Annotated in this window: 13 protein-coding genes and 1 tRNA gene; 9 read left to right on the forward strand and 5 right to left on the reverse strand. The window is 63.9% G+C overall.

Going from position 1 to position 13,469, the window contains the following annotated elements; translation table 11 throughout:
- The first annotated feature begins 51 nt into the window (after positions 1–51).
- Both OTER_RS14065 and recR read left to right on the forward strand, forming a co-directional pair.
- On the forward strand, positions 52–360 hold the full coding sequence (locus tag OTER_RS14065; protein WP_012375592.1) for a YbaB/EbfC family nucleoid-associated protein: 309 nt from the start codon (positions 52–54) through the stop codon (positions 358–360).
- Between the two features lie 86 nt (positions 361–446).
- The gene (recR, locus tag OTER_RS14070; RefSeq protein ID WP_012375593.1) at positions 447–1,043 is read left to right on the forward strand and encodes a recombination mediator RecR; all 597 of its coding nucleotides are present in this window, start codon (positions 447–449) and stop codon (positions 1,041–1,043) included.
- Here recR and OTER_RS14075 read toward each other — a convergent pair.
- Together OTER_RS14075 and OTER_RS14080 are read right to left on the reverse strand one after the other, a co-directional pair.
- Positions 1,006–2,547, reverse strand: coding sequence for a hypothetical protein (locus OTER_RS14075; protein ID WP_012375594.1), 1,542 nt, complete (start codon positions 2,545–2,547; stop codon positions 1,006–1,008). The genes recR and OTER_RS14075 overlap by 38 nt on opposite strands.
- Positions 2,548–2,602: 55 nt before the next feature.
- Positions 2,603–2,676: transfer RNA gene (locus OTER_RS14080), tRNA-Gly, on the reverse strand.
- A gap of 170 nt (positions 2,677–2,846) precedes the next feature.
- On the opposite strand from OTER_RS14080, the gene OTER_RS14085 reads away from it, so the two are divergent.
- A complete protein-coding gene (locus OTER_RS14085; protein ID WP_012375595.1) occupies positions 2,847–3,077 on the forward strand; it encodes a hypothetical protein in 231 nt (76 codons plus the stop codon).
- A 148-nt stretch (positions 3,078–3,225) separates the two neighbouring features.
- Here the strand turns inward: OTER_RS14085 and dxs are convergent, their stop codons facing one another.
- Together dxs and xseB are read right to left on the reverse strand one after the other, a co-directional pair.
- Positions 3,226–5,166 carry a 1-deoxy-D-xylulose-5-phosphate synthase gene (gene dxs / locus OTER_RS14090; protein WP_012375596.1) on the reverse strand — a complete coding sequence of 647 codons (1,941 nt, stop codon included), beginning with the start codon at positions 5,164–5,166 and terminating at the stop codon, positions 3,226–3,228.
- A 21-nt stretch (positions 5,167–5,187) separates the two neighbouring features.
- Positions 5,188–5,430: an exodeoxyribonuclease VII small subunit gene (gene xseB / locus OTER_RS14095; RefSeq protein ID WP_012375597.1), complete on the reverse strand. Its 243-nt coding sequence runs from the start codon at positions 5,428–5,430 to the stop codon at positions 5,188–5,190.
- A 223-nt stretch (positions 5,431–5,653) separates the two neighbouring features.
- Here xseB and OTER_RS14100 point away from each other — a divergent pair, with 223 nt between their 5' ends.
- Together OTER_RS14100 and OTER_RS14105 are read left to right on the forward strand one after the other, a co-directional pair.
- Positions 5,654–6,898, forward strand: coding sequence for a M48 family metallopeptidase (locus OTER_RS14100; protein WP_012375598.1), 1,245 nt, complete (start codon positions 5,654–5,656; stop codon positions 6,896–6,898).
- Between the two features lie 22 nt (positions 6,899–6,920).
- Complete coding sequence (locus OTER_RS14105; RefSeq protein WP_012375599.1) at positions 6,921–7,862, forward strand: endonuclease/exonuclease/phosphatase family protein; 942 nt, start codon at positions 6,921–6,923, stop codon at positions 7,860–7,862.
- Positions 7,863–7,997: 135 nt separating this feature from the next.
- Here OTER_RS14105 and OTER_RS14110 read toward each other — a convergent pair whose 3' ends face one another.
- Positions 7,998–8,921, reverse strand: coding sequence for an IPT/TIG domain-containing protein (locus OTER_RS14110; protein WP_012375600.1), 924 nt, complete (start codon positions 8,919–8,921; stop codon positions 7,998–8,000).
- Positions 8,922–8,965: 44 nt separating this feature from the next.
- Here OTER_RS14110 and hemW point away from each other — a divergent pair, with 44 nt between their 5' ends.
- The 4 genes from hemW (at position 8,966) to OTER_RS14130 (ending at position 13,469) form a co-directional block, all read left to right on the forward strand.
- Positions 8,966–10,153, forward strand: coding sequence for a radical SAM family heme chaperone HemW (gene hemW / locus OTER_RS14115; protein WP_012375601.1), 1,188 nt, complete (start codon positions 8,966–8,968; stop codon positions 10,151–10,153).
- Positions 10,154–10,338: 185 nt separating this feature from the next.
- Positions 10,339–10,794 (forward strand): hypothetical protein, encoded by a 456-nt coding sequence (locus OTER_RS14120; protein WP_052300387.1) that lies wholly within the window; start codon positions 10,339–10,341, stop codon positions 10,792–10,794.
- A gap of 95 nt (positions 10,795–10,889) precedes the next feature.
- Positions 10,890–11,843, forward strand: a complete 954-nt coding sequence (locus OTER_RS14125; protein WP_012375603.1) for a M23 family metallopeptidase — start codon at positions 10,890–10,892, stop codon at positions 11,841–11,843.
- 87 nt (positions 11,844–11,930) lie between these two features.
- Positions 11,931–13,469, forward strand: a complete 1,539-nt coding sequence (locus OTER_RS14130; RefSeq protein ID WP_012375604.1) for an RNA polymerase sigma factor — start codon at positions 11,931–11,933, stop codon at positions 13,467–13,469.

Below are 13,469 nucleotides of genomic sequence, written 5' to 3' on the forward strand. Positions count from 1 at the left end.
AACCCGGACTGGCTTGGGCAACTTTAACTCTAAACCTCAACTTCCACTTTCATGGCCGGCGTAGGCAAACTTCTCAAACAAGCGCAGAAAATGCAGCGCGGGATCGAAGCGCTTCAAGCCCAACTCGAGGCGAAGGAGATCGACGTGACGGCCGGAGGCGGCGCGGTGAAGATCAAGGTCAGCGGCTCGGGCAAGTTTCTCGCGCTGTCGCTCGATTCGGAATTCCTGAAGGAAGACGCGAAGCTGGTGTCCGATACGTTGCTGGCGGCGATCCAGGACGCGGCCAAGCAGGCCAAGGACTACAACGACGCCGAAATGCAGAAGGTCACGTCGGCCTTCCAGGTGCCGGGGTTCATGTGATTTTCGATTTTGGAATTTCGATTTTCGATTGAGGCGGGTGGCTGCGTTCTGAAATCGCAAATCAAAAATCGAGATCCAGAAATTCCGTGCCTTCCGCCTTTGAGAAACTCCAGCAGCAGCTGAAGCAGCTGCCGGGATTGGGCTATCGCTCCTCGGAACGCATCGCCTTGCATCTGCTCGTGGAGAAACCGCAGCGGCTGCCCGCGCTCGTGGCGGCGCTGGAAGAGGCCGCGCGCACGGTGCGTCGGTGTACGCGTTGCGGCAATCTGGCCGAAGCCGAGCTGTGCCCGATCTGCGCCGACGAACGCCGCGACCCCTCGCTGGTGTGCGTCGTCGAGGAAGTGCCCGACCTCGTGGCGCTGGAGCGCAGCGGCGCGTATCGGGGTGTCTATCACGTGCTCCACGGCAAACTTTCGCCGATGCACGGAGTGGGTCCGGATGACCTGAATGTCGCCTCACTGTTGGCGCGGGTGGAGTCGGGCGCCGTGGGCGAGTTGATCCTCGCGCTCTCGAACGACGTCGAAGGTGAGGCGACGTGTCACTATCTGACTGAGCAGTTGAAAAAGGGAAAAGCGCCGCAGATCACGCGGATCGGGTTCGGACTGCCGAGCGGTGGTGGCGTGCTCTACGCCGATTCAGTGACGCTCAAAAGCGCGCTGGATGCGCGACGGAGCTACTCATAACGTCATTGGCAAATGACGAATTACTCAGCTGGGCTGACATCGTGTATCGTTCGATAAAGTAGTAGTCTTTGTCCCACAGAATAGCAGAGTCGGATGCGCTCTGCTGGAGAGTGTTTCGCACGGCGCGCAGGAGGGTGGGATGCGCCTGCTGATAGGCGTCCCAACGGTAGACCAGAAGCACATTGCTGGGGTGTCCACGGGTTGTATACGCTTCTGTCAACTGGTTTCCTGGTGCGGCGTGTAGGTCGAGAATCAGCGGATTCACGGCGTTGTATCCGGGCCAGTAGAGCTTCACTCCAAAATCTAATCCAGCACTCAGTACGACCATCGTGTTTGGGCCGCAGGAGTGTTCGAGTTTGGCGGCCAGACCGCGCAGGTCCTCACGGGGTCTCCAAGCGGTTTGCCACGACCACTGCACGGCTGCACACACCGCAAGTAGAACTGCCAAGATTGCGGCAGTATTGATCCTCGCAAACTGCTGCGGTTTTGCGCAGGTGAGCCCTATGGCCCAAAGCAATGGGATCATCCCAGGCAAGAGGAGTCTGGGAAGCACCAGATTGACGGCGACCATTGAGTAGCCGATTACTAATGCCCAATACGCAACCGCCACTGATAGCAATGCCCAGGTTTCGCGACCACCTTGCCGGGTGAGCCTCCAAAACAGGTAAACGCTCGCGCTCACAAAGAAGAAGAGGAGCACTGGCTCGGCTCCAGAAATGTGCCGGCCCACCGCTGCGGCCAGCCAGCGGAGCGACGACCAGCCCGTGATCGAGCTAAACGCGGTCGAGATATGCGACCACGAGAGGCTGCCCACCCACCACTCTGAGGGGGCCTTGTCCGTCTGCTGCAAAAAGACAGACTTAAGTAGCCAAGCAACGCCTGCAGCTGGGACATAGGGCAACAAGATGCCGAGCCGGCGGTACCACGAGTCTCGGCAACGGACGAACTGCACCGTGGCCATGGCCGCGATAAAAAACGCACCGATCAAATGCGTAGCCACCACTGCTACGGACGCGACCCCCACGGCCAATAAACGCAGCTTTGAGGCGACCGTGTTCGCCATACTGAGTCGCAGCGTAACAGCGATGCATGCACTTAACAGCGCGTATTGACGCAACTCCTGGCTGTTGCCCGCGAACTCTGGCGAAAGCGCTACCAATAATCCGGCAAACAGACCGACACCAGACGGACGTAAGGTACTGCTTACCGCCACGAGCGCGAGCCCACTTGCGACCGAGAGGAGACGCAGTAGCGGGATGGAATCAGTAAACCAAGTGCCGGCCCTTAGAAGGGCGAAATACAGAGGCGGGTGGTCATAGGCGCGCGCGGTTTCCGTAAATGAAGGTGCGGTCGCTTGCGCAAGCGAGCCGGCTTCGTCGATCCAGACGCTTTTGTCGAGGTCCGGAACGCGCAGCAGGAGAGCCAGAGCGTAAAGCGCGACGACGGCGAACCAGCGTTGGAACGGCGCGCTGAAGCGAAGCTCGGACCGATCTCTCACGCGCATCGCGGGCGTTGAATGGCGTTGGTCATTCGGGGTTCCTACGATCCATCCCGGAGGTTGGTGCGGGTGGAGGGAATCGAACCCTCCTCTCATGCTTGGGAAGCACACGTTCTACCGATGAACTACACCCGCAGCAATCGGCCGGAGAGAAATACAACTCTCGCGCCGACGGCAATCCCGAATCCACGATTCTTGCGGTGTTCGCAGGCGTCGCTCGGCGAACGCGGCTCGTGTCATAGGAGAGCCACCTCCTTGCGGTGTCGGCCGCCAATCATACGGTGCGAGTGAACCCATACCCTAAAATGAAATCTGCCCGGATTCTGCCCTCATTGCTTGTCGCGGCCTCGCTGTTCGCGGGAGTCGCTTTTGCCGGTGATGCCAAGCCCGCGAATGCCGAGTCAAAAGAGGCCAAGTGCTGCATGAAGGCCGCGAAGGACGGCAAAACCTGCGACCACTCGTGTTGCACCGAAGCGGCTGCTGCCGGCAAGAACTGCGAGAAGTGCGGTGGTTCGGGCACGATAGCTAAGAAGTAGGTCCGCCCGATTTCTCTTTTCTCTTGGGCCGCGCATCCACCGATGCGCGGCTTTTTTGGCGCCGCGCGCGGTGGTGTCAGCGATTGTCCCGGGACAATTGCGGCGCGGAGCGGAATCCGCGCCCTACCATCCGCGCGGTGGATTCGCGTCACGCGTCGGCCGCGACGGTTTCGGCGCGCAGGTGACGCCACCGGTCGAGCACGCGGCGATAGATCGCATCGGCGCCCAGCCCGTGTGCTTCGCGCAACACCGTGACGTTCGATCCGTGCTCGATAAATTTATCCGGCCAGCCGATGCGCTCGACGGCGGTCGTGCAGTTCGCTTCCTGCAGAGTTTCGAGCACGGCGCTGCCGAACCCACCGGTCACCGCGTGATCCTCCATCGTCACGAGCAAGGGAATGCAGGCGGCCTGGCTGAGCAGGAGCGTGCGGTCGAGCGGCTTCACGAATCGCGCGTTTACCACGCCGACCGAAAGATTCTCTTCGGTCTCGAGCCGCTGGGCGAGAGCGAGCGCCTCCTGCACCATCGGTCCGAGCGCCCACAGCATGATGTTCGAGCCCTGCCGCAGCACCTCGGCCTGACCGATCGGGAGCTTGACGGGTTGGGACTTGAGCTTGACGCCGACACCCGCGCCGCGCGGATACCGGAGAAACGCCGGGCTGCCCAGCTGCAGGCTGGTGTGCAGCATGTCGACGAGTTCGTCCTCGTCCTTGGGCTGCATGACCGTCGCGTTCGGCACGCAGCGTAAATACGCGAGATCGAAGAGCCCGTGGTGCGTCGGCCCGTCGTTCGGCGACAATCCGGCGCGGTCCAGGCAAAAGGTCACGGGCAAATTCTGCAGCGCGACGTCGTGAATGATCTGGTCGTAGGCGCGCTGCAGGAACGTCGAATAGATGGCGCACACGGGCTTGATGCCCTTCGTCGCCATGCCGGCGGCGAACAGCACCGCATGCTCCTCGGCGATGCCCACGTCGAAGAACTGCTGCGGCGCCGCTTTCGCGAGGTGCGAGAGCCCGGTGCCACTCGGCATCGCCGCCGTCACGCCGACAATCTTGGTGTCGGCCAGCGCAAATCGCGCGAGCGCCTGCCCCAGCACGTCCTGGTAATTGGGCACCACGCTGACCGACGTACTCTTGGTGCTTTCGCCGGTGAGCGGATTAAACGGACTGGCGCCATGAAATTTCTCCGGGTGAATCAGCGCGGCATCGAGGCCTTTGCCTTTTTTCGTCAGCACGTGCACGAGCACGGGCACGTCGCAATGCTTCGCGAACTCGAGATTTTTCGCCAGCGCCTCGAAGTTGTGGCCGTCCACCGGGCCGAGATAACGCAACCCGAACTTCTCGAACAGCGACGACTCGACGAAGAAGTCCTTCGTTTCACGCTTCCACTTCTGATAGAACCGGTTCATCTCCACGCCGGCCGGGAAGCTGGTAAAGAACGCTTCCACGTCGTGGTGGAGCTTGTTGTACGTCGGGTTCGTGCTGAGCCGGTTCAGATAGTTGGCCATGGCGCCGACGTTCTTGGCGATCGACCACTCGTTGTCGTTGAGGATCACGATCAGCCGCTTCGTCGAGGACACGACGTTGTTCAGCGCTTCCAGCGTGATGCCGCAGGTGAACGCGGCGTCGCCGCAGATGGCGATCACGTGTTCGGCGGTGCCGCGCAGGTCGCGCGCCGTAGCCATGCCGAGCGCGGCCGACAGGGCGGTACCCGCGTGGCCCGCGCCGAACGCGTCGTGGAGGCTTTCCCCCCGCGCGAGAAAGCCGCTCGCTCCGCCGGTCTGGCGCAGGTTTTGGAAAAAGTCGCCGCCGCGGCCGGTGAGCAGCTTGTGCACGTAGCCCTGGTGCGCCACATCGAACACCAGTTGATCTTCGGGCGTGTTGAAAATGCGGTGAAGCGCGATCGTCAGTTCGACGACGCCAAGATTGGGCCCGATGTGCCCGCCGTTGCGGGACGTGACGGCGATCAGCTCGCGCCGGATTTCCTCCGCCAACAGGGGCAGTTGCGCAGCGGAGAGGGCTTTGACGTCGGCCGGGCTCTGGAGGGTCGGGAGCAGACGCGCGGGGGTGGCGGCGGAAGAATCGTTCATCAGCGGGCGGGCGGACGTCGTTCAGACCTCGCTGGTGGTCTCGAACTTGGCGAATGCGACGCCGTCCTTCTGCTTTTTCAGCAGCTCGATCTTCAACTCGGCGTCCTTCAGGCGGGCTTCGCAGAGCTTGAGCAGCTTGTTGCCCTCTTCGAATTTGGCCAACAATTCGGCCAGCGGCACCTCGCCGGATTCCATCGATTCCACGATGGATTCGAGCTGCGTGAGAGCCGCTTCGAAAGAGAGTTTGGCGTCAGGAGCATCCACAGCGCGAACGATGCGATGCGCAGAGTGGTTTTCAATCAAAACGTGGGTCGACGGCCGGGCGGCGCTGCTGGTGGCACGGGCGTCCCGCCCGTGATGCCGCCGGCCAGGGATCCGAACATGGGCGGGACGCTCATGCCACGCACCCTGCACGCGGCCGCTCAGACTGCCACGCGGCGCGCTTTTCTGTTTGGCGCGCGGCGAAAACTCGCCTGCATTCCGGACAATGCTTTCCGTGCTTTTGCTTACGGCGGTGCTGCTGGCACTTCGCTTGGTGGGAGATCTGGTTTTGTCGGCCTTGAATCGCGCGGAGGTGCAGCGGCACGCGCACCCGCCCCCAGCCGCGGTCGCCGCCATCATGGACGCGCCGACCTACGCCAAATCGGTGGCCTACACGCTCGAACGCTCGCGCTTCGGCGTGCTGACCAGCGTCTTCGACACGCTGGTGCTGGCGCTCTTCGTGTTCGGCGGCGTGCTGCCCGTGATGTTCGATCTGGTCGTGAGTTGGGGGGCGGCGGATGCCGTGTGGACGCGCGCCCTCTTCATCCTGCTGGCGGGATTGCTCGTCTCGATTCCGTCGCTGCCGTTCGAGTGGTGGGAGCAGTTCCGACTCGAGGCGAAGTTCGGCTTCAACCAAAGCACGCCGCGGCTGTGGCTCACGGATAAACTCAAAGGGCTCGTGCTCGTGTTCCTCCTTGGCTTTCCGCTGCTTTGGGCGCTGCTTTCGCTGGTCGCGTGGGCGGGCACGCTCTGGTGGGTGTGGGGGTTCGCTTTGGTGTTCGCGTTCCAGCTGGCGATGCTGGTGCTCTACCCGAAATTGATCCTCCCGCTCTTCAATAAACTCACGCCGCTGCCCGAGGGCGACCTGCGCGCCCGGTTGCTCACGCTCGGAGATCGCACGGGGTTTCGCGCGAAGACGATCGAGGTGATGGACGGCAGCAAACGCTCCGCGCACTCCAACGCGTTTTTCACGGGTTTCGGTCGGTTTCGCCGGATCGTGCTATTCGACACGTTGATCAACCAACTCACGCCGGAGGAACTGGAAGCCGTGCTCGCGCACGAGATTGGTCACTATCGCTGTGGGCACATTCCCAAGATGATCGCGGTCTCGGCCGTCACGCTGTTCGCCGGGTTCGGCGTGATTGCGTGGCTCGCGCGCGAGCCGTGGTTCAACCAGTCGTTCGGGTTTCCGCCCGGCGAGCTGGCGCCGGCGTTTCTGCTGTTCGGATTGCTGAGCGGCGTGGTGAGCTTCTGGCTTTCGCCCCTGATGAACCTGCTTTCGCGCAAGCACGAGTATGAGGCCGACGCCTTCGCGCGTCACGCGGTCGGCGGGGCCGGACCGATGGTCGCGGCACTGCGCAAGCTCGCGCAGAAGAACCTCAGCAACCTCACCCCGCACCCGTGGTATAGCGCGTTTTTTTATTCGCATCCGACGCTCGTCGAGCGCGAACGGGCGCTGTTGCGATCCTGAACTTAAACCACGGGTCACGCGGATGGGCTCGGATGCGGAACGGCTTCATCGGTGTCGATCGCTGAACGTCGCGGCGTTCTGGCTCGCGTGCGTCGTGGGTGTGGCGAGCGTGTTGCGCGCTGACTCGCTCACGCTCGCGACCTACAACGTCGAGAACTACGTCGCCACGAATCGGATGACCGAGGACGGCTTCCGTCGCGACTACCCGAAACCCGAAGCGCAGAAACGCGCGCTCCGCCGCGTGTTGCTGGCGATCGACGCCGACATCGTCGTGCTGCAGGAAATCGGCGACGAACCGTATCTGCACGAACTGCGGCGCGACTTGGCGAAAAGCGGGCTCGATTATCCGCATGCGACGCTGTTGGCCGCGGCCGATCCGGATCGGCACCAAGCGCTGCTGTCGAAACGACCGTTGCTCGCGGTCACGCCCCATGCGCGGCTCGAGTTTCCCTATCTCGGCGCGACCGAAGCCGTGAAACGCGGGCTGTTGGAAGTGCGGGTGGCGACGAGCGCAGGCGAGCTGACGATTTTTGCGGTGCACTTGAAGAGCCGGTTCACGGAGCGGGCCGACGATTCACAATCGGAGCTGCGCCGAGTGGGGGAGGCGACGGCAATCCGGGATGTGGTCTTGGCGCGCATGGGCGATCCTGGAAACGCGCGGTTTGTGATTCTCGGCGACTTCAACGACGACAAGGCGAGCAAACCCGTGCAGCGGCTCCTACAGCGCGGTTCCGTCCGCATCGCCTCGCTGCTGCCGGTGTCGGATTCGCGGGGCGATACGTGGACGTATCACTATCGTCGGCGAGACAGCTACACGCGGGTTGATCACATTCTTGTCTCGCCGGCCCTCGCGCCCGCGGTGGCGCAACACCGCGCATGGATCGCGGATCTCGACGGCGTGAACGAGGCCAGCGACCACCGGCCGGTGGTGGTGAAACTGGATTTCGCAGAGTCTAGCCCCTGATTGTAGGGCCGCCGCTCGTCGGCGGCCGGCGACCAGCGCCGGCCCTACATATCGAACCTCGGCATCGGTGGTGCGCTGCACCAATAAAAAGGGCCGGTCGACGACCGGCCCTCGCGAGAAGAGGAGGCTTGCGGCTTAGTTCGCCGACACGGTCACAGGCACGGAGACCTCGCCAGAGCCGTAGCCGCGCAGGAAGAGGCTGCCGCTGCCGGGCCGCCCGCCTTCGACCGTCACCGTCACGCTGCTCTGGCCCTGCGGCACGATCACCTCGGGCATGATCACGCTGTCAGGAACATCGGTCGTGACGTCGAGCAGCAAGCCGCCGGCCGGCGCCGGATTCGCAATGGTGAAGGTGAGCGCTTGCCGCTCGCGCGTACGGAGCGTGAGCGAACTCGGCATCACGGTGATGGTGCTCGAATCGATCCGGAAGGTGCCGACCGGCGAGTTGCCGGCCGCGCTGCCGAGCATCACACGATAGTTCTGGCCGGCAGGCAGCGCCGGCACGAAGAAGCTGAGGGCGTTGGGCGATTCAAAGACGGTGCGGGCCGGGTTGTTGTCCAGGTAAATGACGTCCTGCGGTGTGAAGCCACGGCCGAGCACGCTGATGCGCGCACCGACCGGTCCGCGGTTGACCTCGAGCGAGAGCACGTAACGGCGCACGACGCGTGCGCTGGTGAGCTCGCTATAGGTTTCACCCGGCGTGCGCGTGCCGTTGCCCTCGATCTGGTATTTGACGATGAAATAGTAGCGGATCTCGTCGCGACCGGCCGGCAGCTGATATTCGTATTCGTAGAGATTCTCACCCAGTGCGCTTTTGGTCATCTGATGGTTCTGGCCGTCGATGACGATGTAGGGCTGCAGCGTGCCGGGCGCGATCGTCTGGATCTTCGGCGTGACGCGCAGCGTGATGGTGTAGATCTGCGACGGATTTTCCGGCAGCGAACCGGGAGTAAGATTCGTCAGGACAATCCCCTGGCAGCCGGCGAGGAAGAGCAAGCCCACCGCAGCGGCGAGCGAGAGAAGGAATTTTCTCGCGGGGAAAATTGGGTTGGTATGCATTGAATTTTGAGCGTGAAAACCAGGCGGACCAAGGCGCGTTAGTAATGAGTCACCTCGCATCAGAGCAAGCCAAAGCTGAGCGGGCGGCAGCGCTGGGCCTGTATGTGCATGTGCCGTTTTGCGCGTCGACTTGCGACTTCTGCGCGTTCTATCAGACCAAGCCGACCGCGCAAGCGGTGAAAAGTTTCGTCGAGGGCGTCGCGCGCGAGCTGGGTTTGGTCACGTGGTCGCGCCCGGTGAACACCGTCTTCTGGGGCGGCGGCACGCCGGGGCTGCTGGCGGCGCGCGACCTGCGCCGGCTGGGACTGCTGGTGCGGGAGCGGTGCGGCGGGACGCCGGTCGAGTGGAGCGTGGAAATGGCCCCCGGCTCGGTCACCGTCGAGCGGCTGGCGGCGCTGCGCGAAGTCGGCGTGACCCGGATCTCGATGGGCGTGCAGAGTTTTCAGCCGGCGTTGCTTGACGCGCTGGGCCGGCAGCACAGCCGCGAGCAAATTTATCGCGCCTACGACCGCGTGCGCGCGGCGGGTTTCGCCAGCGTGAACATCGACATGATGTTTGCGCTGCCCGGCCAGACGGAGGCCGAGTGGCAGAACGATTTGCGCGCGGCGCTGGCGCTGGAGCCGGATCATATTTCGACCTACTGCCTGACGTTCGAGGAGGACACGGCGCTGTGGGTGAAGCTCTCGCAGGGCCGCGTGAAGCTCGACCTCGAGCACGAGGCGCGGCTCTACGAAAGCACGTGGGCGCAACTCGCGGCGGCCGGCTTCGCGCAGTATGAGGTTTCGAATTTCGCCCGCCCGGGCCACGCCTGCCTCCACAACCTGAACACGTGGCGCATGCAGGAGTGGGCGGGAGTCGGTCCGTCGGCGGCGTCGCAGCAGGACGGCTGGCGCGGGGCCAACATCGCCGATCTCACGCGCTGGCGCGAGAACGTCGACCAGAGCCTGCGCGTGACGGAAGACCGCACCGCGCTCACGCCGGCGTCGCTGGCGGAAGACGCGTTGATCTTCGGGCTGCGGATGAACGAAGGCGTGAATCTCGAGGTCTGGCGCACGCGAAGCCCGGACGCGCCCTGGAACGTCGTCATGGCGCTCGTGGACCGACTCGTGGCCGATGGACTTGCACAGTGCGAAGGCCCGCAGCTGCGGCTGACGAACCGCGGCCGGTTGCTGGCTGATGCCGTGGGTGCGGACGTGATGGAAGCTTTCTCGGCCGAGCCGGCGCACGCATGAGCACGCTTGCTACTGGGGAGCGCGGCGGCTCGCGGAGGTGGCACGAGCGTCTTGCCCGTGTTGGATCATGGTTCTCGGTCTCAAACGGGAGCCGCGGTTGGGAGGCGGTTGCAACCAACGTAAAGCCGCTCGCGCGGACCACCGGCGCGACGCCCGTGCTACGTTGGGCGCTCGCAGGTTTGGGGGTGGCACTGTTGCTCGCGGCCGGCTGCCGCACCGTCTCGGACGAGCATCGGCCGGCAGCCATCGCGCGCTTTTATCTCGAAACCGATGCACCGCACGGCGTGCCCGTGGTGCTGCCGAGGAGCGGCGTGCAGATCGTGATCGGAGCGAAGCCGGTGTTTACCGAGTACGACCTGACGCACGTGGAAGTCGCGGAAGTCGAGCTGGGCCGCTGCCTGCGTTTTCAACTCACCGGCGAAGCGGCGCGCGATTTGCGCCGGATGATGCACGTATATCCCGGACGGCGGCTCGTGCTGCTGCTGAACGGGGATCCGTTGGGGGCGCGGCGGATCGACGCAGCGCTGAGCGACAGAGCGATTCTCGTGTTCGTGGAGTTGCCCGATGAGGAACTGCCGCGGTGGACGGAGCAGCTGCAGCGAACCACCGCCCAACTGCGCCGGAGCGCGAAGCCATTGTGAGTTCCACCGATCGTCCCTTTGTCTCTCGAATTCTTTGGCGCAGCGCCGCCGCGGTGTGGCTCGCGCTTTTCGCGGGCGCGTCGGCATTCGCGGGCATGCGCATCGAGATCAGCTGGCCGACGCCCAGCACCGCGTGGGCCGAAGGTCGGCCCGCCCGGGAGATTTTGCAGCACGCGGGTTCAGGCGAACCGGAGTCGGGCGGATTCGGCGGCGTGCGGAGCAACGGCACGCAGTTTCACGAGGGGATCGACATCAAGCCGCTGAAACGCGATCGGCGCGGCGAGCCGCTGGATGCGGTGTTCGCGGCGATGAACGGCGTCGTGCGGCACATCAGCACCGTCGCTGGCAACAGCAGCTACGGCCGCTACCTCGTGCTGGAACATCCGGAGAACGACGTCTCTGTTTACACGCTCTACGCGCATCTCGCGCGGATCGCTCCCGGGCTGAAGGTGGGCGATCGAGTCGAGCGTGGGCAAACCCTCGGCACGATGGGGCACACGGCGGGGGGCTACGTGATCCCACGCGAGCGCGCGCACCTGCACTTCGAGATCGGGCTGATGGTGACGCGGGATTTTCAAGCCTGGTATAACGCGCGAAAATTCGGGAGCCGAAACGAGCACGGGCTGTGGAACGGCATGAACCTGATGGGCATTGATCCATTGGAGTTCATGAACCAGTGGAAGGCCGGGAAGGTGGACTCGTTTGCCGGATATTTCGCGCGGATGACACCGGCGGTGCGCGTGAGGATTGCGACGCCGCGCGTGCCGGATTTCATCACGCGTTATCCGGCGCTGCTCGCAGGTCCGATGCCGCTCGCGATCGCCGGCTGGGAGATCAAGTTCAACGAGACCGGGCTGCCGTTTTCGTGGCGACCGCTGGTTGCTGCCGACATCGCCGGGCTCACGCCGAACCGGCCGCTGATCGAGGAAGTCGATCGCGCGGTGGAGCGACGCGACCGGAGCAAGGATCTCGCCGTGCAGCGCCGCGGCGCGTGGGTGATCGGCGCCGACCTGAACTCCGTCCTGCAGCAACTCTTCGGCCTGCGCTGAACGCCAGCGAGCAGGCGAGAGCGACGAGGAGCGAACGGAGAATTTTGTGCGGTTTTGAGGTCGGCTCCTGTATAGAGGTGAATCGCCATGATCGAGGATCTGGAATTGCTTCGCCGCTACGCCGAGACCGGCTCCGAAGCAGCCTTCGCGGAATTGGTGCGGCGGCGAATCGGGCTGGTCTACTCCGTCGCGCTGCGGCACACGCGGGACCCACACCTTGCGCAGGATGCCACCCAGACTGTGTTCGCGGACCTAGCACGCAAGGCGGCCACCCTGTCGAAGCAGACGGTGCTCATTGGCTGGTTCCATCGCAGTGCGCATTACGCGGCGATGAACATCATGCGCGCCGAGTGGAGCCGCTCGGCGCGCGAACGGGAGGTGCAGCACATGCACAGAGTCTTCGCGGGCGAGCAACCGCCTGAAGCTTGGGAGAATGCCCGGCCTCTCTTGGACGAGGTGTTGAGCGAATTGGAAGCGAAAGATCGCGATGCAATCCTGCTCCGGTATCTCGATGGGTGTGGTTTTGCGGAAGTGGGAGCTAGGCTTGGGCTCAGCGAGAATGCGGCGCGGATGCGCGTGGACCGTGCGCTCGACAAGCTGCAGGCGGGATTCGCCCGCCGGCGTCTGACTTCGTCCGCCGCGGTGCTGGGAACGGTGCTGGCGCAGCAGGCGCTCGCGGATGTGCCCGCCGGTTTGGCCTCCGTGGTGGCGCACGCGGCGCTCTCCTCGGCCGCAGCCGGCACCGCGCCCGCGCTCACGTTCGTTCAAATTATGACCACAACCAAGATGATCGCGAGTGTCGGTGGCTTGGCCCTGACCATGGCGATAGTTGGCGCGGGTTACCAGATGCACGTCCGCCGTGCCGCCGAGACGGAACTCAACCGCGTTACGCAGGAGCATGGCGCATTGAACACGAAACGGGAAACGCTCGAACGAGCCGCCGCGGACGCGGAGAGGCATGTGGCAGAACTAAAGCAAGCGGCGGCAGAGGCCGAGACCAAGCGCATCGCGCAAGCCACCGCCGCTCAGCAGCTGGCCGCACGACATGCCAACTGGAATCCAACCGCGGAAGGCAAGGCGCTGCTCGAACGCTATCCTGAGCTGAAGAGTTGGGTGCAGACGGTTGCAGACGCCGGATTCGAGTCGAGGTTTGGCGGGTTTTGTCGATCGCTGGGACTGAATCCGGAGCAGGTCGCACAGCTCCGGATGATTTACCGGGAGTTCTCGTCGATGGGCGCGACATTCAGGGGTGAGATGGTGTCGCTACCGGCCGGCAGGGGCATATCGTGGCAGGAAAGCGACCGGGCCTTGCGCGCACTGCTTGGCGACGAGAACGCCACGAAGTTCCGCGAATACGGTCGAGGGAATCTCGACCGCAGGCTCGCGACGCAGCTCGCTAAGGCACTCTGCTTTAGCGATGCACCGCTGACTCCTGCGCAATCGGCCTACGTGGTTCAGCTCATCGGTGAAAGCCGCGGCCGTGACGCCAAAGGCGCTCCGGGTCCTGTCGACTGGGATCGTGTGGTGGCCGAAGCGAAAGACCGGCTGTCGACCGACCAGCTTGCGGCGCTGCAAGCGATGCGGCCGGATGCGGCGGTGGATGCGTTGTTTTTCCAACCGGACTGA

Origin of the sequence: Opitutus terrae PB90-1, assembly GCF_000019965.1 — a bacterium.
Classification (GTDB): domain Bacteria; phylum Verrucomicrobiota; class Verrucomicrobiia; order Opitutales; family Opitutaceae; genus Opitutus; species Opitutus terrae.

What these genes read in the sequence shown, in the direction of transcription:
- OTER_RS14125 (WP_012375603.1), top strand. Translation starts at nt 10,890, where the DNA reads ATGCGCATCGAGATCAGCTGGCCGACGCCCAGCACCGCGTGGGCCGAA.
- OTER_RS14110 (WP_012375600.1), bottom strand. Translation starts at nt 8,921, where the DNA reads ATGCATACCAACCCAATTTTCCCCGCGAGAAAATTCCTTCTCTCGCTC.
- OTER_RS14075 (WP_012375594.1), bottom strand. Translation starts at nt 2,547, where the DNA reads ATGCGCGTGAGAGATCGGTCCGAGCTTCGCTTCAGCGCGCCGTTCCAA.
- hemW (WP_012375601.1), top strand. Translation starts at nt 8,966, where the DNA reads ATGAGTCACCTCGCATCAGAGCAAGCCAAAGCTGAGCGGGCGGCAGCG.
- OTER_RS14105 (WP_012375599.1), top strand. Translation starts at nt 6,921, where the DNA reads ATGGGCTCGGATGCGGAACGGCTTCATCGGTGTCGATCGCTGAACGTC.
- dxs (WP_012375596.1), bottom strand. Translation starts at nt 5,166, where the DNA reads ATGAACGATTCTTCCGCCGCCACCCCCGCGCGTCTGCTCCCGACCCTC.
- OTER_RS14065 (WP_012375592.1), top strand. Translation starts at nt 52, where the DNA reads ATGGCCGGCGTAGGCAAACTTCTCAAACAAGCGCAGAAAATGCAGCGC.
- OTER_RS14100 (WP_012375598.1), top strand. Translation starts at nt 5,654, where the DNA reads ATGCTTTCCGTGCTTTTGCTTACGGCGGTGCTGCTGGCACTTCGCTTG.
- OTER_RS14130 (WP_012375604.1), top strand. Translation starts at nt 11,931, where the DNA reads ATGATCGAGGATCTGGAATTGCTTCGCCGCTACGCCGAGACCGGCTCC.
- OTER_RS14085 (WP_012375595.1), top strand. Translation starts at nt 2,847, where the DNA reads ATGAAATCTGCCCGGATTCTGCCCTCATTGCTTGTCGCGGCCTCGCTG.